At 66.5% G+C, this 17,967-nt stretch carries 19 protein-coding genes; 6 read left to right on the top strand and 13 right to left on the bottom strand.

Features of this window, described 5'->3' with window-relative positions:
• Positions 1-90: 90 nt before the first annotated feature.
• Positions 91-261 carry a hypothetical protein gene (locus tag DBY63_RS25035; RefSeq protein ID WP_007162038.1) on the bottom strand — a complete coding sequence of 57 codons (171 nt, stop codon included), beginning with the start codon at positions 259-261 and terminating at the stop codon, positions 91-93.
• A gap of 124 nt (positions 262-385) precedes the next feature.
• Here DBY63_RS25035 and DBY63_RS19185 point away from each other — a divergent pair, with 124 nt between their 5' ends.
• On the top strand, positions 386-3,001 hold the full coding sequence (locus DBY63_RS19185) for a DEAD/DEAH box helicase (RefSeq protein WP_108582584.1): 2,616 nt from the start codon (positions 386-388) through the stop codon (positions 2,999-3,001).
• 82 nt (positions 3,002-3,083) lie between these two features.
• On the opposite strand, the gene DBY63_RS19190 is transcribed toward DBY63_RS19185, so the two are convergent.
• A complete protein-coding gene (locus tag DBY63_RS19190; RefSeq protein WP_007162040.1) occupies positions 3,084-3,557 on the bottom strand; it encodes a phosphate-starvation-inducible PsiE family protein in 474 nt (157 codons plus the stop codon).
• A gap of 206 nt (positions 3,558-3,763) precedes the next feature.
• On the opposite strand from DBY63_RS19190, the gene DBY63_RS19195 reads away from it, so the two are divergent.
• Positions 3,764-4,570, top strand: a complete 807-nt coding sequence (locus DBY63_RS19195; RefSeq protein ID WP_108582585.1) for a transglutaminase family protein — start codon at positions 3,764-3,766, stop codon at positions 4,568-4,570.
• Here DBY63_RS19195 and DBY63_RS19200 read toward each other — a convergent pair.
• The 3 genes from DBY63_RS19200 to DBY63_RS19210 form a co-directional block, all read right to left on the bottom strand.
• Positions 4,567-5,256, bottom strand: coding sequence for an LrgB family protein (locus DBY63_RS19200; protein ID WP_027600279.1), 690 nt, complete (start codon positions 5,254-5,256; stop codon positions 4,567-4,569). The two genes, DBY63_RS19195 and DBY63_RS19200, sit on opposite strands and share 4 nt — an antisense overlap.
• The gene (locus tag DBY63_RS19205; protein ID WP_007162043.1) at positions 5,249-5,620 is read right to left on the bottom strand and encodes a CidA/LrgA family protein; all 372 of its coding nucleotides are present in this window, start codon (positions 5,618-5,620) and stop codon (positions 5,249-5,251) included. Before DBY63_RS19205 ends, DBY63_RS19200 begins: the two co-directional genes overlap by 8 nt.
• A 123-nt stretch (positions 5,621-5,743) precedes the next feature.
• Positions 5,744-6,193, bottom strand: coding sequence for a flavodoxin (locus DBY63_RS19210; protein ID WP_108582586.1), 450 nt, complete (start codon positions 6,191-6,193; stop codon positions 5,744-5,746).
• A 220-nt stretch (positions 6,194-6,413) separates the two neighbouring features.
• Between DBY63_RS19210 and DBY63_RS19215 the strand changes: the two genes are divergently transcribed.
• The 4 genes from DBY63_RS19215 to DBY63_RS19230 all read left to right on the top strand — a co-directional run bounded on the left by DBY63_RS19215 (position 6,414) and on the right by DBY63_RS19230 (position 8,410).
• Positions 6,414-6,971: an antibiotic biosynthesis monooxygenase gene (locus DBY63_RS19215; protein WP_007162045.1), complete on the top strand. Its 558-nt coding sequence runs from the start codon at positions 6,414-6,416 to the stop codon at positions 6,969-6,971.
• Positions 6,972-7,067: 96 nt separating this feature from the next.
• Positions 7,068-7,766 (top strand): dihydromonapterin reductase, encoded by a 699-nt coding sequence (gene folM / locus DBY63_RS19220; protein WP_058792229.1) that lies wholly within the window; start codon positions 7,068-7,070, stop codon positions 7,764-7,766.
• 15 nt (positions 7,767-7,781) lie between these two features.
• The gene (locus DBY63_RS19225; RefSeq protein WP_007162047.1) at positions 7,782-8,075 is read left to right on the top strand and encodes a DUF1244 domain-containing protein; all 294 of its coding nucleotides are present in this window, start codon (positions 7,782-7,784) and stop codon (positions 8,073-8,075) included.
• Positions 8,072-8,410: a HopJ type III effector protein gene (locus tag DBY63_RS19230; protein ID WP_027600275.1), complete on the top strand. Its 339-nt coding sequence runs from the start codon at positions 8,072-8,074 to the stop codon at positions 8,408-8,410. Before DBY63_RS19225 ends, DBY63_RS19230 begins: the two co-directional genes overlap by 4 nt.
• A gap of 59 nt (positions 8,411-8,469) precedes the next feature.
• Here the strand turns inward: DBY63_RS19230 and lpxC are convergent, their stop codons facing one another.
• The 8 genes from lpxC to murD form a co-directional block, all read right to left on the bottom strand.
• Positions 8,470-9,384 carry a UDP-3-O-acyl-N-acetylglucosamine deacetylase gene (lpxC, locus tag DBY63_RS19235; RefSeq protein WP_007162049.1) on the bottom strand — a complete coding sequence of 305 codons (915 nt, stop codon included), beginning with the start codon at positions 9,382-9,384 and terminating at the stop codon, positions 8,470-8,472.
• Positions 9,385-9,493: 109 nt separating this feature from the next.
• A complete protein-coding gene (ftsZ, locus tag DBY63_RS19240; RefSeq protein ID WP_007162050.1) occupies positions 9,494-10,675 on the bottom strand; it encodes a cell division protein FtsZ in 1,182 nt (393 codons plus the stop codon).
• Between the two features lie 53 nt (positions 10,676-10,728).
• Positions 10,729-11,973, bottom strand: a complete 1,245-nt coding sequence (gene ftsA / locus DBY63_RS19245) for a cell division protein FtsA (RefSeq protein WP_007162051.1) — start codon at positions 11,971-11,973, stop codon at positions 10,729-10,731.
• A 16-nt stretch (positions 11,974-11,989) separates the two neighbouring features.
• Positions 11,990-12,844: a cell division protein FtsQ/DivIB gene (locus tag DBY63_RS19250; RefSeq protein WP_007162052.1), complete on the bottom strand. Its 855-nt coding sequence runs from the start codon at positions 12,842-12,844 to the stop codon at positions 11,990-11,992.
• 65 nt (positions 12,845-12,909) lie between these two features.
• Complete coding sequence (gene murC / locus DBY63_RS19255) at positions 12,910-14,325, bottom strand: UDP-N-acetylmuramate--L-alanine ligase (RefSeq protein ID WP_218565016.1); 1,416 nt, start codon at positions 14,323-14,325, stop codon at positions 12,910-12,912.
• A gap of 34 nt (positions 14,326-14,359) precedes the next feature.
• Positions 14,360-15,430 (bottom strand): undecaprenyldiphospho-muramoylpentapeptide beta-N-acetylglucosaminyltransferase, encoded by a 1,071-nt coding sequence (gene murG, locus DBY63_RS19260; RefSeq protein ID WP_074583905.1) that lies wholly within the window; start codon positions 15,428-15,430, stop codon positions 14,360-14,362.
• Positions 15,420-16,619 (bottom strand): putative lipid II flippase FtsW, encoded by a 1,200-nt coding sequence (gene ftsW / locus DBY63_RS19265; RefSeq protein ID WP_027600273.1) that lies wholly within the window; start codon positions 16,617-16,619, stop codon positions 15,420-15,422. Before ftsW ends, murG begins: the two co-directional genes overlap by 11 nt.
• Positions 16,619-17,962 carry a UDP-N-acetylmuramoyl-L-alanine--D-glutamate ligase gene (murD, locus tag DBY63_RS19270; RefSeq protein ID WP_108582588.1) on the bottom strand — a complete coding sequence of 448 codons (1,344 nt, stop codon included), beginning with the start codon at positions 17,960-17,962 and terminating at the stop codon, positions 16,619-16,621. The genes ftsW and murD overlap by 1 nt, the downstream gene beginning before the upstream one ends.
• Positions 17,963-17,967 lie beyond the last annotated feature (5 nt).

Here is a 17,967-nt window from a genome sequence, read left to right on the forward strand (position 1 = left end):
CGCCGCCGGTCTCCGACCGGTGCTGAAGACAAAGCCCCGCACAGGTCCCTGTGCGGGGCTTTTTTCTGGACGGATCGGGGCCAGGCAGCCCTAGCGACCGCCGGCGGCCAAGTAGGCCAGGTGCAGGGCCGCAGCGCCCAGGACACCCAGGCTGCAACTGATGAGGATGCCGCGCTGCAGCGCGCGCAAGCGCCCTTCTCGCCGTGCTTCCAGGCGACTGGCATCGATCAGGGCTACGCTGGTCAACGGCTGTTCACGCATCGTCTCGCTCCCCACCCATTTAAATGCACTATATTCTCATTCTCACATAGGTCAAGGGAGTCCGGCGGGCGCCTGGCGGACTGTGGCAGAATAGCCGGTTTGGTACGAACAGCCTGGGTGAACGATGGCGTTACGTTTCGAACGGCTCAAGTGGCAGGACTGGAAAGGCGCCTTCACGGAGCGCAACTACGAGCGCGGCCGGCGGCTGGCGCTCGACGGCCTGGTGCAGCTGCGCTCGGCCGCCAAGGGTCAGCTCTATGCCGAGTGCCACAGCCCGGCCGGACCGGCCTATCGGCAGGCGATCAGCCTGCGCGCGGGCGAGATCGCCTGGCGGGTCGACGCCCGCTGCACCTGCCCGGTCGGCCGCAACTGCAAGCATGCCGCCGCCGCCCTCATCGAACTCGAGCGGCTGCAACGCAGCGAGGCCGCCCTGCCGGCCACGCCGGTCGCCCATCCGGAGCTGCCTCGCCCGGTCCTGACCCTTGGCAGCCATACCCAGATCGATTACGACCGCCACATCGGCAAGATGAGACCCACGGTACGCCATCGCGCCGCCCTGGCCTTCGCCTATGGCTCGCGGCGCCTGTTCGGCGCGCCGCCGCGCACCCCGGAAGCCGACTATCCCGCGCGCCAGCTGCCGGCCGAACAACGCTGGCGGCAGACGTTGCTCGACCACGGCCTGCGCCTGGCGACCCGGCGCAGCGCCGCGCTGCCCGACGACAGTGGCGAGATGTTCGAACTGCCGGACGACCCCGCCTGGCTCAGATTCGTGCAGCAGGTCATCCCCGGTCTGCGCGAAGCCGGCTGGCAGATCGAGGCCCATCCCGAATTCACCTTCGACCTGACACCGGTCGAGGGCTGGTACGGTCACCTCGAAGAGGTGCAGGACACGACCGCCGCGAGCGGCCAGTTCGACGTCGAACTGGGCATCCGCCTGGGCCAGCGCCGCGTCAGCCTGATTCCGCTGCTGATCGACGCCATACGGCGCGAGCCCTCCCAGTACGAACCGGCGATGCTGGCCAAGCGCGCCGACGACGAACCCGTGCTCTTGCGTATCGAGCCGCCGCGCCTGGCCGGCCAGCAGGGCCGGGTGCAACGGGTCGCCGTGCCTCTGGGGCGGCTCAAGCCGATCCTGCAGATCCTCGGTGAACTCTATGCCACCGATCGCCTCACCCAGGATCGTGCGCTGCGCCTGCCGCGCCTGGACGCCGCGCGCCTGGCCGAGCTGGACGAACGCCTGCCGCTGGAGTGGGAAGGCGGCGAGCGCCTACGCAACTTTGCCGAACGCCTGCGCAGCTATGCCGCCGAGCCGGTGGTCCTGCCGGACACCCTGCACGCCGAATTGCGGCCCTATCAGCGCGACGGCGTGGCCTGGCTGCAGGCGCTGCGGGAACTGGACGTGGGCGGCATCCTGGCCGACGACATGGGCCTGGGCAAGACGCTGCAGACCCTGGCGCACATCCTCGTCGAGCAGGCGGCCGGTCGCCTGACCGCGCCGGCGCTGATCGTCATGCCCACCAGCCTGATCCCTAACTGGCAGGACGAGATCGCCCGCTTCGCCCCCGGCCTGCGCGTGCTGACCCTGCAGGGCAGCGCCCGCAGCAGTCGCTTCGAGCGGATTCCGGAACACGATGTGGTGCTCACCACCTATGCCCTGCTGCCCCGTGACGCCGAGCGCCTGGCCGGCTACGACTTCCACCTGCAGGTGCTCGACGAAGCCCAGTCGATCAAGAATGCCGCCACCAAGGCCGCCCAAGCGGCGCGCCACCTGCGCGCCCGCCATCGCCTCTGCCTGACCGGCACGCCGCTGGAAAATCACCTGGGCGAACTCTGGTCGCAATTCCACTTCCTGATGCCCGGCTGGCTGGGCGACGAGAAAGGCTTCAAGCAGGCCTATCGCATCCCCGTGGAGCGCGAAGGCGATGTGCAGCGCCTGGCGGCGCTCAAGGCACGGGTCCGCCCCTTCATGCTGCGCCGCACCAAGCAGCGGGTCGCCAGCGAATTGCCGCCCAAGACCGAGATCGTCCAGCTGGTCGAACTCAGCGCGGCGCAACGCGAACGCTACGAAGACCTGCGCCTATTGCTGGACGAGCGCGTCCGCGCCGAGATCGCCCGTCAGGGCATCGGTCGCAGCCAGCTGCTGATCCTCGATGCCCTGCTGCGCCTGCGCCAGGTCTGCTGCGACCTGCGCCTGGTGCCCAACGAAGACGCCAGCGTGGCCAAGCCCTCGGCGAAACTGGCGGCGCTGAACGAGCGCCTCGACGCCCTGCTCCCCGGTGGCAGCCGGGTCCTGGTGTTCTCCCAGTTCACCAGCATGCTCGACCTCATCGCCGCCGATCTCGACCAGCGCGGCATCCCGTACGTCACCCTGACCGGCGAAACCCGGGATCGGCGCACCCCGGTGCAGCGCTTCCAGAACGGCGAAGTGCCGGTATTCCTGCTCAGCCTCAAGGCCGGCGGCAGCGGTCTCAACCTGACGGCGGCCGACACCGTGATCCACTTCGATCCCTGGTGGAATCCGGCCGCCGAGCAGCAGGCCAGCGACCGCGCCTACCGCATCGGCCAGGATCGTCCGGTGTTCGTCTACAAGCTGATCGCCCGCGGCACCCTGGAAGAACGCATCCAGCAGCTGCAGCAGGAAAAGGCGCGCCTGAGCGCCGGCATTCTCAGCGAGAACAGCGGCGACTGGCGCCTGACCGAAAGCGACCTGGCCCAGTTGCTGGCGCCGCTGGACCGCTAGGCACCCGCCAGCGGGTCATCCCGGCAGCGCCTGGCCTGGCCAGTTGCACTGCCGGGAACGCAGCGGATAGCGGTGCCGCGGGCTACTTGTCGCCCGCGCCCTCGCCCACCACATCACCCGCCGCATCCAGCGCCCTGCTGGAAGGAAACCTGTTCGAGGCGACGCGGACCGCCAGCACCGCAAGCGACAGCAGGAAGATCCCGCCGCAGAGATACAGCAGCCCGACATCCGGCGGCCGATGATGAGAGACGTCACCGATCAGGTAGCGGGTCAGGGCGGTGATGGCGATATAGAGCAGGAAGCGGATCGGCAGGTGGTTGGTCTTGAAGTAGATGCCGACCATGGCACCCAGCTCCAGGTAGATGAAGAGCAGCAGGATGTCATCGATGCTCGCCTGGCCCTTGTCGAGCATGCCGAGGAAAGCCAGCACCGAGGCCCAGGCCGTGGCCGCGCCTATGGCGAACAGCCCGAAGTAGTGGAAGCCTTCCACCAGCAGGTTGCCGAGGGAGTTCGCCCCGTCGTGCATGCGTTTGCGACCGTTGTCTGCCCATTTCATGGCGTGCTGCTCCCTCCGCAAGAGTGAAGACCTCCACTCGAAGATAGATCCATGCCGGAATCCCGTTCTCGAGGTTGCCCTGGCGTCAGTCGCTCTTATAGCGAGAAGCCGGACCGTCGGCCAGTGCGCAACTGTCGCAGACTGGACGGCCCGGCGCTGGCAGGCTAAAACCTGAGGAAAAGCCCGCGAGGGCTCTGGAGTCTACCGTGGACGCGCGTCTTTCCTGTCTCGCCTGCCTGGACCGGCCCGATCCCCGGCTGCTGGAAGCCGCCCTGTGGATCGCGGCCGAACACCACGAACAGATCGATCCCCCGGCCCTGTTGCACTCGCTGGACGACCTGGCACTGCGCCTGGTCGCCAGCCTGAATGGCGATGCCAGTCACGCCGAGCGGGCCCAGGCCTTGTTGCGGCAGCTTTGCGATGCCGGTTTTCGCGCGGCCGAGTGGCCCCTGAACCCTACGGCTGCCCTGCTCGACGAGGTCCTGGCGCGGCGACGCGGCCAGCCGCTGTCGATCGCCCTGGTGGCTCTGGAACTGGCCCGGCGCCTGGAGATCGACCTGCAGGGCATCGGCTTTCCCGGACATTTCCTCTTGCGCGTGCCAGGCGCGGATCATCTGCTCGAACCCTTCGGCGGTCGTCGCCTGTACATGAACGACTGCCGCCAACTGCTGGTGGATCAGTTCGGGCCCAACGCGCAACTGCAGGCCAGCTATCTGGCGCCCCTCGGTCCGCGGCAGATGATGCAGCGACTCTCGCGCAATCTGCGGGAACTGCATCGCCAGGGCGACCAGCCGCTGGCCGCGCTCAAGGATGCCCAGCGGGTCATCGAGTTGGGCACGGTCGGAGTCATCGATCACCTGGCGCGCGCCGATCTGTACCGCCAGCTCGACTGCCCCCAGGCCGAGCGCTACGACCTGCAGCACGCCCTGCTGATCAGCGAAGACGATGCCGAACGCGAGCAGGTGCGGCGGCGGCTGGCGCAACTGGGCGCGCCTTCCGCCACCCTGCACTAGCGGTGCAGCAGCCAGAGCACCAGCTGGGCGCCGAGCAGATTGCTCAGGCCGGCCAGCACCATGACCAGGCCGGCCACGGTGCCCTCCTCCAGGCCGACCTCGTAGGCCTTGCTGGTCCCTACGCCGTGGGCGCCCATGCCGAACAGGGCACCGCGGGCCAGGGCCGACTTGAGCGGCAGCAGCCTGATCAGCAGGCTGCCGAGAATCGCGCCCCCCAGGCCGGTGATCATCACGAAGGCCGCGGTCAGCTCGGGGACGCCTCCCACGGTGGCGGACATCGGCATGGCAAAGGGGGTGCTGATGGAGCGCGGCAGCATGGACAGCAGCACCCGGTCATCGAGCAGCAGCAGCCGGGCCAGCAACCAGGAACTGCCAATGGCCACGCCACTGCCGACGCAGAGGCCGGCCAGCAACGCCTGCCAGTAGCGCGCCAGCAGGCGTCTCTGCTGCCAGATCGGCACGGCGAAGGCCACCGTTGCCGGCCCAAGCAGGGTGATCAGCCAGTGGCTGTAGTGGGCGTACTCGGCATAGCTCACCTGCTGCCAGAGGGTGGCGGCATAGAGCAGCACCGTGACGAAGATGATCGGACTGACCACATACCAGCGCAGCCGGGCATAAAGCAGCCGACTCACCCCATAGCCCGCCACCGTCAGCAGCAGCCAGAAGAGTCCGGGCAGATCAAGCATCGCGACGCCCTCGCCGGCGAAACATCCAGTCCACGGTAAGGGCGGTCGCGACCATGGTCAGCACGGTGCTGAGCAGGATGGCCAGCAGGATGCGCACACCCTCTTGCCGCAGCAACGGACCGTAGTCGAGCAGACTCAGCAGCGCGGGAATGAAGAACAGCAGCATTTCCCCCAGCAGCAGGCGCACGCCGCCCTGCAACCACTCGGGCTCGACGATGCGCGCGGCCAGCAGCACCAGCAGCATGGCCAGCCCCACCACCCCGCCTGGTACCGGCAAGGCGAAATAGGTGGCCAGCCAGGTACCCACACCCCACAGCGCGCCCAATCCGCACAGCTCCAGAGCCAGGCGCAGATATCTATTCACCCAGGGCTCCTTCTCAAATCCTCGACAGGCGCCAAGGATACCGAGGCCGAGGGGGCGAGGACAGCGAACCGGGCCCGGCGGCGCGCTCCGCGCGGGTAAAGCAGCTTTGCTGCCGGGGCAAGATCAGCCCAGGGCGGCGATGACCTCGGCGACCCAGCGCTCGGCGTCTTCGTCCGGCGTGACCGTTTCACTGGCATCGATGCGCAGCATGGGCAGCACGTCGCGCAGCCCCAGTTCGGCGAACAATTCCTGCATCAGCTCGCCGCCGCCGCAATAGGTGTCGCCATAGCTGGAATCACCCAGGGCCAGCACGGCGCCGGGTCGTCCGGACCAGGGCGGCAGCCGATCGCGCAGCTGGAAATACAGGGATTCCAGGTTGGCCGGCAATTCGCCCATGCCGGTGGTGGAGGTGATAGCCAGCAGGGCCTCGGGCGCGAAGGCCTCCAGGCTGGCGAGATCGGCATTGGGCTGGTGCCAGACCTCATGGCCTGCCGCGCTCAGGCGCGCCTTCACCTGACGGGCGATATCTTCGGCAGTGCCATAGACCGAGCCATTCAACAGTGCGACTTTCATACGGACCTCTTGCGTGGAATCCCGCCCAGTATGCCTGGCGCGGCCCGGCTTGGCGCTCCGTCAGCAAGACGACTCCGCTGGCAACCCCGGCTGCAGCCAAGGGTCTCAAGGCTTGTTATGCTAGCGCCGCCTGCTACCCCAGGCGTCTTCGCCACCTGTCCGCCTACCCGGCGGCGTGACGGCATCCGGCCTATCCGGCCCGATCGCCCGGAGTTAGAGCATGAATCAGCCTGTTACCCTCATGGTCGCGCGGCGCGTCGCGGCCGGCCAATACGACGCCTTTCTGGTCTGGCTGCGCGAAGGCGAAGCCCTGGCCACCGGGCATCCCGGCTATCTCGGTTCGGGGGTTCTGACCCCGCCTCCAGGCGACAACCTGGTGCAGATCGTCTTTCGCTTCGCCTGCCCCCAGACCCTCGACGCCTGGGAACACTCGGACACCCGGCGCCTCTGGCTGGAGCGTGGCCAGGGCCTGTTCGAAGCGCCCCTGGCACGGCGCGCCCAAGGCATGGACGACTGGTTCGGCGCCGGCCTGCAGCCGCCACCGCGCTGGAAGCAGAGCATCGCGGTCTGGCTGGCGTTCTTTCCCATCTCGCTGCTGTTCAATGCCGCCTTCGGCGATTACCTGGCCCATCTGCCGTTGCTGCCGCGCATCCTGCTGAGCACCCTGATCCTTACCCCGGTGATGGTCTGCGTCTTCATCCCACTGATCACCCGGGTGCTGAAGGGCTGGCTGCACAACGCCTCGCGGGCCAACGACTGGCGAGGCAGCGCCCGCTAGGCCCGCACGGATCGGCCTGCATCCTGACGTGTCGAATGCGTACAATAGCGGCGGCCAGCCCTCTGGCCGCCTCGTTCATCAGGATCGGGTACCCTCATGTCCGCAACCCTTCCCCTTCTGGTCACCGGCGCCAATCGCCGTGTCGGTCTCGCCTTGACCCGCCGGCTGCTGGCGGAGGGCCAACCCGTCATCGCCGTCTATCGCGACGATCCCGGTCCCTTGCGTGAGCTGGAGATCGAGGCCTATCAGGTCGATCTGGCGGAAGAGGCGCAGCGCGACATCCTGCTGCAGCAGCTGCATGAACGCCATCCGGCGCTACGCGGCATCGTGCACAACGCCTCGGTCTGGGCCGAAGACGGCCTGGATAATCTGCGGCTGCTCTATCGCCTGCACCTGGAAGCGCCCTACCACCTCAACCTGGGCCTGCAGGACCTGCTGCTGGCCGCGCCCCGGGCCGACATCATCCATATCGGCGACGACAGCGCCACCCGCGGCAGCCGCAACCACATCGGCTACGCCGCCACCAAGGCCGCCCTGCACAACCTGACCCTGTCCTTTGCCGAGGCCCTGGCGCCCACCGTCCGGGTCAACACCATCGCGCCGGGCCTGCTGATCTTCAAGGAGGGCGCCGACGAGGCCTATCGCCAGGCGACCCTGGACAAGGCGCTGCTGGATTTCGAACCCGGCGCCGATCCCATCGTCGATACCGTGCTCTATCTGCTGTCGACCCAGTACGCCACCGGCAGCACCTTTACCGTCAACGGCGGGCGCCACCTGCGCCACGGCCGCCGCTAGCAAGAGGAATCAGCCATGACCGAACAAGACCGCCTGGAACTGGAGGCCGCCGCCTTCCGCACCCTGGTCGAGCATCTGCGCAAGCGCACCGACGTGCAGAACATCGACCTGATGAACCTGTCCGGCTTCTGCCGCAACTGCCTGTCCAAGTGGTACAAGGCCGCGGCCGACGACAAGGGCCTGGCGCTGAGCCTGGACGATGCCCGCGAGGCCGTCTACGGCATGCCCTATGCCGACTGGAAAGCCCAGTACCAGACCGAGGCCTCGCCGGCCCAGGCCGCGGCCTTCCAGGAGCAGCAGAACAAATGAGCGATCTCGCCAGCTTCCGCGCCCGCCTGGCCCAGGGCGACCATGCCTTCGCCGACACCCTGGCCTTTGTCGCCGAGCACTACCACTACCAGCCCACCGCCTTTCGCAATGGCGCGGTGGACAATGCGGCGGGCCAGAACGAAGGCTCCTGCAAGACCCTGGGCCTGGCCAAGCTCGAAGGTTTGAGCGATCAGGAAGCCCTGCTGGCCTTTGGCGAGCACTATCGCAGCGTGCTGCAGACCCCCGAGGGCAGCGACCACGCCAACATCCGCGCCCTTATCGCCCACGGCCTGGCCGGAGTGAGCTTCCAGGGCGAGCCCCTGGCGCGTCGCTAGGCCTTTTCAGCGGCCATAAAAAAAGCCCTGCGGATGCAGGGCTTTTTCTTGGACCGGACTCAGACGGCAGCCGCAGGTCTCATGTAGGAAATCGGCGCCAGACCGGAATCTTCGAAGGTCACCACTTCCCAGGCATCACGATCGGCCAGCAGCGCACGCAGCAGGCGATTGTTCATGGCATGACCGGACTTGTAGCCACGGAATTCGCCGATGAGGCTCTTGCCGAGCAGGTACAGGTCGCCGATGGCGTCGAGGATCTTGTGCTTGACGAATTCGTCTTCGTAACGAAGACCGTCTTCGTTGATCACACCCTTCTCGTCCACCACGATGGCGTTGTCGACGCTGCCGCCCAGGGCCAGGTTGTGCGAACGCAGGAACTCCAGGTCGCGCATGAAGCCGAAGGTACGGGCACGGCTGACTTCCTTGAGGAAGGAGGTGCTCGAGAAGTCCACCGAGGCCTTCTGGGTACGGTTGTTGACCACCGGGTGATCGAAATCTATTTCGAAGGTCACCTTGAAGCCGTCGAAGGGCACGAAGGTGGCGCGCTTGTCACCGTCGACGACGGTCACTTCACGCTTGATACGGATGAACTGCTTGGCCGCTTCCTGTTCCTGCAGACCGGCGGACTGGATCAGGAAAACGAAGGGACCGGCACTGCCGTCCATGATCGGCACTTCGACCGCGGACAGCTCGACGTAGGCATTGTCGATACCCAGACCGGCCATGGCCGACAGCAGGTGTTCAACGGTACCGACCTTGACGCCGGTGTCGCTGAACAGGTTGGTCGACATGGTGGTTTCACCCACGTTCTCGGCCCAGGCCGGGATTTCCACGACCGGATCGAGATCGGTGCGACGGAACACGATCCCCGTGTCGACCGGCGCCGGCTTCAGGGTCAGGTAAACCTTTTCCCCGGAATGCAGGCCAACGCCAGTGGCGCGAATGGTGTTCTTGAGGGTGCGTTGTCTAATCATGCCAGGGCCGCTCGGTCGCAGGGTGCGAATGGTGTTCAACGAAGTCGCGATGATAGCAGAAGCGAAAATCGATGCCCACTAATCACACCCTGGCTTGTGATATACCCGATCAATCAGCCTGACGACGCAGGAAGGCCGGGATGTCCAGGTAATCCAGGTCGTCGTTGGGATTGACCTTGGTCGCCGCTGCCGAGCCGCCATGATTCTGGCTGCCACGACCGGAGCGCATCGAGGTCGGGTACTTGAGGTCGTCGTAGTTGACCGGAGCGGTTTCCTGACGGGCCGCGGCCAGGGTCTGGGCAGTGTTGTCCACCACCTTGACCGGCTTCTCGATGCGCGCACCCAGGCCGGTGGCGACCACGGTGACGTGCAGCTCGTCGCGCATTTCCGGATCGATCACGGCGCCGACCTTGACGGTGGCGTGCTCGGACGCGAAGTCCTCGATGATCTCGCCGACGGCGGCGTATTCACCCAGGGACAGATCCAGGCCGGCGGTGATGTTGACCAGGATGCCGCGGGCGCCGTGCAGGTTGACGTCTTCCAGCAGCGGGTTGCGGATGGCGGCCTCGGTGGCTTCGCGCGCCCGGTTCGGACCGCTGGCGTGGCCGGTACCCATCATGGCCATGCCCATCTCGCCCATCACGGTCTTGACGTCGGCGAAGTCGACGTTCATCAGGCCGGGACGCTGCATGATGTCGGAGATACCACGGACGGCGCCGGCGAGGACGTCGTCAGCCTTGGCGAAGGCGGCCAGCAGGCTGGCGTCCTTGCCCAGAATGGTCAGGAGCTTCTCGTTGGGGATGGTGATCAGCGAGTCGACGCATTCGGACAGGGAGCGAATGCCTTCGTCGGCGACCTGCATGCGCTTGCGGCCTTCGAAAGGGAACGGACGGGTGACCACGGCAACGGTCAGGATACCCATTTCCTTGGCCACTTCAGCGATGATCGGCGCCGCACCGGTACCGGTGCCACCGCCCATGCCGGTGGTGATGAAGACCATGTCGGCGCCTTCGAGGACTTCGGCGATGCGCTCACGATCTTCCATGGCCGCCTGGCGGCCGATTTCCGGGTTGGTGCCGGCACCAAGACCCTTGGTGACGCCCGGGCCGAGTTGCAGCACGGTACGGGATGTGACGTTCTTCAGGGCCTGGGCGTCGGTATTTGCACAGATGAATTCGACGCCTTCAACACCGCTTTTGACCATGTGGTTGACGGCGTTGCCACCGCCACCGCCCACGCCGATGACTTTGATCACGGCGCTTTGTGGAATGTTGTCTACGAGTTCGAACATGGTCCCCTCTCTTCCTTTCGGATCTTCGCCTACTGCCGCGGTTTAATTGTGAATTACAAGTTGCCCTGGACCCAACGCTTCATGCGTTCCAGGACTGTGGATTTGGTTTCGCTGCTATATCCGCCAGAAACAACCGGCAAGGGATCGGTCTGCTTTTGCAGGCCATAGAGCAACAGGCCGACGCCTGTGGAATAGATCGGGTTGCTGATCACGTCAGTCAGACCCTTGACCGTCTGGGGCACCCCCAGGCGTACCGGCATATGGAAAATCTCTTCCGCCAGCTCGACCGCGCCTTCCATCTTCGCGGTACCACCGGTGAGTACGATCCCAGCGGGGATCAGATCCTCGTAACCACTGCGGCGCAGTTCCGCTTGCACCAGTGTGAATAGCTCATCGTAACGGGGCTCGACCACTTCCGCGAGGGCCTGACGCGACAATTCTCGCGGCGGACGATCACCCACGCTGGGCACCTTGATGGTTTCGCCCGGTCCAGCCAGTTTCGCCAAGGCACAAGCATACCGAATCTTGATTTCTTCGGCATATTGCGTTGGGGTTCTCAAGGCCATGGCAATGTCATTTGTGACTTGGTCGCCAGCAATAGGTATCACCGCCGTATGGCGGATGGCGCCTTCGGTAAAGATGGCTATATCGGTGGTGCCGCCGCCGATGTCGACCAGGCAGACGCCCAGTTCCTTTTCATCGTCGGTCAGCACCGAATAGGCCGAGGCCAGTTGTTCAAGGATGATGTCGTCGACTTCCAGGCCGCAACGACGAACACATTTCTCGATGTTCTGCGCGGCGTTGACGGCGCAGGTCACGACGTGAACCTTGGCTTCCAGGCGGACGCCGGACATGCCCAGGGGTTCGCGCACCCCTTCCTGGTTATCGATCACATAGTCCTGGGCCAGGGTGTGCAGCACGCGCTGGTCGGCGGGGATGGCCACCGCCTGGGCGGCATCGAGCACCCGCTCGATGTCCGCAGGGCTCACTTCACGATCGCGGATCGCCACGATGCCGTGGGAATTCAGGCTGCGAATGTGATTGCCGGCAATGCCGACGAAGGCCGAATGGATCCGGCAACCGGCCATCAGCTGGGCTTCTTCGATGGCCCGCTGGATGGAGGCGACGGTGGATTCGATGTTGACCACCACGCCCTTCTTGAGCCCGCGCGACGGATGGGTGCCGATCCCGACGATCTCGATCTGACCATCGGAAGACACCTCGCCGACCAGAGCCACGACCTTGGAAGTGCCGATGTCGAGGCCGACGATCATCTTGCCGCTTTGCACGCTTGCCATAGTAAAAAACTTCTCCTCAATGCTTGGCCGGTTCGGTCACGGGGGTGGCGGCGACAGCGGGATCACGCCAGGCCACGGCCAGACCGTTCGGATAACGCAGATCGATCCGCGCGATATTGTCCATCTGTGCCTTGAGCACCTGATCGTACAGGCGCATGAAGCGCCGCATCTTTTCCACCAGCTGGTCGCGGCCGAACACCAGTTCCAGCCCCTGACCGGTGGTGAGGTACCAGCTGCCGCGCTCGTGCATTTCCAGGCGCGACACGGTGTAACCGAGCGGCCGAAGCATCTGGCTGAACATCTGGTACTGCTGCATTACCTGCTGCTGGGCCCGCTTGGGGCCGTACAGCCGCGGTAGATTGTCATAGTTGGCCAGATCCTGCGGGGCAAAAGCCTCACCCTGGTTATTCAGCAGCGCCTCGTCGCCCCAGCGGGCGATGGGCATCTGCTCTTCCAGGCGGATGCTGATCTCGTCCGGCCAGACGCGGCGCACCTCGGCGTGGGCGATCCACGGCATGGTTTCCAGTTCGTGGCGCATGTCGGCCAGGTCGACCTGGAAGAAGGTGGTGCCGACGAAGGGCGCGATGCGCTGCTGCACCGCCCCCTGGCTGATGTAGGACAGGTCGCCCTTGACGCTGACCTTGGCGATCGGCCGGTCGGCATAGGGCAGCAGGCGCTGGGCACCTTCGTAGGTACCGAAGCCCAGCCCCAGCAGCAGGAACGGCCAGAGGATGCGCTTGAGTAGCCCCAGGCTCGGGCGTGGCAGGCGTGTCGACAGCGGCTCTTCGGCGACCAGGCGACTGGCGCCCCGCTGCTCGGCGTTGCGCGACCGGCCGAAGCCGGGCTGGTTGTGACGTAGGGTGGCGACCAAGGTTCAGCCCTCCACGTGCGCGCTGGCAACAGCGGTTGCCGGCAAGGGGTTGTACGGATGAAGGCTCATGCCGAACTCCCGGCGGTCGCGGCAGCGGCGAACAGCGGGTGCTTGAGCAGTTGCGGCGCCAGGGCGCCGATGTCGCCCGCGCCCTGGCAGAGCAGGATGTCGCCCGGGCGCAGCAGCGGCTTGACCAGCGGGGCGATGTTGCTGCCGCGCTCCACGTAGATGGGATCGAGCTGGCCGCGCTGGCGGATGCTGTGGCAGAGCTGACGGCTGTCGGCTCCGGGAATGGGTTCTTCGCCGGCCGGATAGACCTCCATCAGCAGCAGGACGTTGGCATCGGCCAGCACCTGGACGAAGTCTTCGTAGAGATCGCGGGTACGGCTGAAACGGTGCGGCTGATAGACCATCACCAGCCGGCGCTCGGGCCAGCCGCCGCGCACGGCCTTGATCACCGCGGCGACCTCGCGCGGATGGTGGCCGTAGTCGTCCACCAGCATGACGCTGCCACCGGCGACCGGCAGTTCGCCGTACACCTGGAAGCGCCGCCCTACCCCCTGGAAGCCGGACAGGCCATTGAGGATGGCCTCGTCGCTGACGCCTTCGTCGGTGGCGATGGCGATGGTGGCCAGGGCGTTGAGCACGTTGTGCACGCCCGGCATGTTGACCGAGACCGCCAGGGGCGCGCGGCCCTCGCGCAGCACGGTGAAATGGGTACGCATGCCTTCCTGGCGGATGTCCACGGCGCGCACGTCGGCGTCTTCGGCGGTGCCGTAGGTGACGGTGGGCCGGGCGACCTGGGGAATGATCTCGCGCACCACCGGATCGTCGACGCAGAGCACGGCCAGGCCATAGAACGGCAGGTTGTGCAGGAAGTCGACGAAGGTGCGCTTGAGCCGGTTGAAGTCACCCTCGTAGGTGCTCATGTGGTCGGCGTCGATGTTGGTGACCACGGCGACCATGGGCTGCAGGTGCAGGAAGCTGGCGTCGCTCTCGTCGGCCTCGGCGATCAGGTAGCGGCTGGTGCCGAGCTGGGCATTGGTGCCGGCGGCATTGAGGCGGCCACCGATGACGAAGGTCGGGTCCAGGCCTTCGGCCGCGAACACCGAGGCGATCAGGCTGGTGGTGGTGGTCTTGCCATGGGTACCGGCGACGGCGATGCCGTGGCGATAGCGCATCAGCTCGGAGAGCATCTCGGCGCGGGGCACCACGGGAATGCGCTGCTCGAGGGCGGCGGAGACCTCCGGGTTGGATCTGTTGATGGCGCTGGACACCACCAGCACATCGACCTGATCCAGGTTCTCGGCGCGATGGCCGATGTAGATGCGCGCGCCGAATTGCTGCAGGCGCGCGGTCACCGCGGATTCCTTGAGGTCCGAACCCGAGACTTCGTAACCCAGGTTCAGCAGCACCTCGGCGATGCCGCACATGCCGACGCCGCCGATCCCGACGAAGTGGATGCGTCGAATGCTGCGCATGCGCCGAACTTCGGCCTGAATGGCACTTTGCGACTTAACCACGGGCAACCTCCAGACAGGCGTCGACGACTGCACGGGTGGCATCGGGTTTGGCCAGGGCTCGGCTGCGAGCGGCCATGCCGGCAAGACGTTCGGGATGCATCAGGACCTCGGTAAGCTGCGCGGCGAGATCCGCCGGGCGGGTGGAATGTTGCGGCAGCACCACACCGGCACCGGCGCGCTCCAGGAAGCGCGCATTGCTGGTCTGGTGGTCGTCGATGGCGTGCGGCAGGGGAATCAGCAGCGCCGGCAGACCGGTGGCGGTCAGCTCGGCGACGGTCAGGGCACCGGCCCGGCAGATCACCAGGTCGGCCCAGGCATAGGCGGCGGCCATGTCGGCGATGAAGGGCTGGACATCGGCCTCCACGGCGACGTTGGTATAGCGCTCGGCGGTGACCTCGGCGTGCTGGCGACCGGCCTGGTGGCGGACCTGTGGGCGAAGTCCGGCCGGCAGTTGCGCCAGGGCCTCGGGCAAGAGCTTGTTGAGCGGCTCGGCGCCCAGGCTGCCGCCCAGCACCAGCAGGTTGGCTGCGCGCTCTTCCAGCGGTGCCCGGGTCACCGGGGCGAAGAGCTCGGCGCGCACCGGATTGCCGGTGGACAGGCGCTTGGCGGACGCCGGGAAGGTATCGGCGAAGCCTTCGCAGACGCGCGCGGCCATGGGCACCAGCAGGCGATTGGCGGTGCCGGCGTGGGCGTTCTGTTCGTGGATCACCAGCGGGATGTTGCACAGCTTGGCGGCCAGCCCACCCGGACCGGTGACGAAGCCACCCAGACCCAGCACGCAGACCGGCTTGAGCCGGCGCATCAGGCCGATGGCCTGCATGAGCGCGCCACTGAGCTGCAACGGCGCCTTCACCAGGGAGCGCACACCCTTGCCCCGCAACCCGGTGACCGGAATGTGGTGCAGGGTGATGCCGGCCTTGGGCACCACGTCGTTCTCGATGCCGCGAGGGGTACCCAGCCAGTGCACGGTATAGCCGCGGGCTTCGAATTCACGGGCGCAGGCCAGGGCCGGGAAAACGTGCCCGCCGGTACCGCCGGCCATGATGAGGACGTTAGCGGACATCGGCGAAATCCTCTTCGGTGAATTCCACATCCTCGGTATCCACCAGGGTGCGTCTCTCCCATTCGATGCGCAGCAGCAGGCCCATGCTCACGCAGCAGATCACCAGGGAGCTGCCGCCATAGCTGAGGAACGGCAGGGTCAGGCCCTTGGTCGGCAGCAGGCCGACGTTCACGCCGATGTTGATCAGGAACTGGCCGATCCACAGCATCGACAGGCCATAGGCCACATAGGCCGAGAAGAACTGCTTGGACTGCTCGGCCCAGTGACCGATGAACAGGCCGCGCACACAGACGAAGAGGAACAGGCCGACGGTGGCCATGGCGCCGATCAGCCCCAGCTCTTCGGCCAGTACGGCAAAGAGGAAGTCGGTATGGGCTTCGGGCAGATAGAACTGCTTCTGGATGCTGTTGCCCAGTCCGAGGCCGGTCCAGCCGCCGCGACCGAAGGCGATCAGCGCCTGGGTCAGCTGGTAGCCGGAACCGAACTGATCGGCCCAGGGATCGGTGAAGGTGATCAGGCGCTGCATCCGGTAGGACTGGGTCTGCACCAGCACGAACACCGCCAGCACCGCCAGGGCGACCATCAGCAGGAAGCGGAACAGGCCGACGCCGCCGAGGAACAGCATGGCGCCGGCAGCGCCCATCATCACCACGGTGGCGCCGAAGTCGGGTTCGCGCAGCAGCAGCATGGCCATCGGCAGGAGCACGATGAAGGGCTTGAAGAAGCCGGCCCAGGTGTGGCGTACCTCATGCTGGCGACGGACCAGGTAGCCGGCCAGATAGAGCACCACGAAGACCTTGGCGATCTCCGAAGGCTGCACGTTGAAGATGCCGAAGCCGATCCAGCGCAGAGAGCCGTTCACCTCGCGACCGATGCCGGGCACCAGCACCGCTACCAGCAGCAGGAAGGCGATGATCAGCAGCGGAAAGCCGAAGCGCTGCCAGGTGGCCATGGGGATCAGCATCACCACGCCGCAGGAGACGAAGCCGATCGCCAGGTAGATCAGGTGGCGGTACATGAAGTACAGCGGATTGCCGGACTGGGCGGCGGCCACCTCGGAAGACGCCGAGGTCACCATCACCAGACCGAGGCCGAGCAGCAACAGACAGCCGGCCAGCAGCGGGAAGTCCAGGTCGATGCCATGGCGGCTCGCCAGCGGCGAGGGATAGGGACGCAGCAGGCTGAGGATCATGCCAATGCCTCCACGGCCTGGGCGAACAGCCGTCCGCGTTCTTCGAAATTGCGGAACATGTCGAGACTGGCGCAGGCCGGCGACAGCAGCACGGCGTCGCCCGGCTGGGCCAGACGACGGCTCTCGGCCACGGCCTCTTCCAGGGTGGCGACGCGCAGCTGCTGCACGGTGGCCGGCAGGATCTCGGCGATCCGCGCGGCATCACGCCCCAGCAGCACCACGGCGCGGCAGTGACGGGCGATGGGTTCGCGCAGGGCGCTGAAATCGGCACCCTTGCCGTCGCCGCCGGCGATCAGCACCAGTTGACCGGTGATGTCGTCGCCCAGGCCTTCCACGGCGGCCAGCGCCGCACCGACATTGGTTGCCTTGGAATCGTTGTAGTAGTTGACGCCCGCGACCTCGCCCACCCACTGGCAGCGGTGCTCCAGCCCCGGGAAGGCGCGCAGGGCCTCCAGCATGGGCGCCATGGGCAGACCGGCGGCCTGGCCGAGTGCCAGCGCAGCCAGGGCATTGCTGTGGTTGTGGGTACCGCGGATCCTGAGTTCCTCGACATCCAGCAGGTTGTCGAAGGCCAGCGCCAGATAGCGGCGGCCCTCCTCCTCGCGAATGCCAAAGGCACGGAAATCCGGACGTCCCAGGCCAAAGGTCAGGCAGGGCACGCCCTCGCCGATCAGCGGCCGCGACAGCGCATCGTCGCGATTGACCACCACCTGGCGGGCGCCGCGGAAGATGCGGTGCTTGGCCTGGTGATAGGCCGGCATGCCGGTGTAGCGATCCATGTGGTCTTCGCTGAGGTTGAGCACCGTGGCGACCTCGGCGTTGAGCCGCTCGCAGGTTTCCAGTTGGAAGCTCGACAGCTCCAGCACATAGAGCTCGACGTCATCGGCCAGCAGATCCAGCGCCGGGGTGCCCAGGTTGCCCCCCACGGCCACGCGCTTGCCGGCGCGCCGCGCCATGTCGCCCACCAGGGTGGTGACGGTGCTCTTGGCGTTGGAACCGGTGATGGCGACGATGGGTGCCTGGGCATGGCGCGCGAACAGGTCGATGTCGCCGGACAGCCGCACGCCGCGGGCGGCGGCCTCCTGCAGCGCCGGCGTTTCCAGGGCCAGGCCGGGACTCACGTAGAGTTCGGCGGCGCGGGCCAGGAAGTCGGCATCCAGCTCGCCGCAGCGCACCTCGACCTGGGGATACTGGGTTCTCAGGGTCGCGAGTTCCGGCGGCTGTTCCCGCGTGTCGGCCACGGCAAAGGGCACGCCCCGGCGCGCGAGAAAGCGCACCAGCGACATGCCACTCTTGCCGAGGCCGACGACGATACGGAACTGGTCGGAAGCGATGAGCACTGCGA

It is taken from the genome of Pseudomonas sp. RIT411 (assembly GCF_003057735.2).
Classification (GTDB): domain Bacteria; phylum Pseudomonadota; class Gammaproteobacteria; order Pseudomonadales; family Pseudomonadaceae; genus Chryseomonas; species Chryseomonas oryzihabitans.

Bases quoted from the DNA above. Each gene is read 5' to 3' on its own strand.
- DBY63_RS19225 (WP_007162047.1), top strand. From the start codon at position 7,782: ATGACCGAACAAGACCGCCTGGAACTGGAGGCCGCCGCCTTCCGCACC.
- DBY63_RS19230 (WP_027600275.1), top strand. From the start codon at position 8,072: ATGAGCGATCTCGCCAGCTTCCGCGCCCGCCTGGCCCAGGGCGACCAT.
- ftsZ (WP_007162050.1), bottom strand. From the start codon at position 10,675: ATGTTCGAACTCGTAGACAACATTCCACAAAGCGCCGTGATCAAAGTC.
- DBY63_RS19215 (WP_007162045.1), top strand. From the start codon at position 6,414: ATGAATCAGCCTGTTACCCTCATGGTCGCGCGGCGCGTCGCGGCCGGC.
- lpxC (WP_007162049.1), bottom strand. From the start codon at position 9,384: ATGATTAGACAACGCACCCTCAAGAACACCATTCGCGCCACTGGCGTT.
- DBY63_RS19200 (WP_027600279.1), bottom strand. From the start codon at position 5,256: ATGCTTGATCTGCCCGGACTCTTCTGGCTGCTGCTGACGGTGGCGGGC.
- murG (WP_074583905.1), bottom strand. From the start codon at position 15,430: ATGTCCGCTAACGTCCTCATCATGGCCGGCGGTACCGGCGGGCACGTT.
- ftsA (WP_007162051.1), bottom strand. From the start codon at position 11,973: ATGGCAAGCGTGCAAAGCGGCAAGATGATCGTCGGCCTCGACATCGGC.
- DBY63_RS19190 (WP_007162040.1), bottom strand. From the start codon at position 3,557: ATGAAATGGGCAGACAACGGTCGCAAACGCATGCACGACGGGGCGAAC.
- murC (WP_218565016.1), bottom strand. From the start codon at position 14,325: ATGCGCAGCATTCGACGCATCCACTTCGTCGGGATCGGCGGCGTCGGC.
- DBY63_RS19185 (WP_108582584.1), top strand. From the start codon at position 386: ATGGCGTTACGTTTCGAACGGCTCAAGTGGCAGGACTGGAAAGGCGCC.
- DBY63_RS25035 (WP_007162038.1), bottom strand. From the start codon at position 261: ATGCGTGAACAGCCGTTGACCAGCGTAGCCCTGATCGATGCCAGTCGC.
- DBY63_RS19210 (WP_108582586.1), bottom strand. From the start codon at position 6,193: ATGAAAGTCGCACTGTTGAATGGCTCGGTCTATGGCACTGCCGAAGAT.
- folM (WP_058792229.1), top strand. From the start codon at position 7,068: ATGTCCGCAACCCTTCCCCTTCTGGTCACCGGCGCCAATCGCCGTGTC.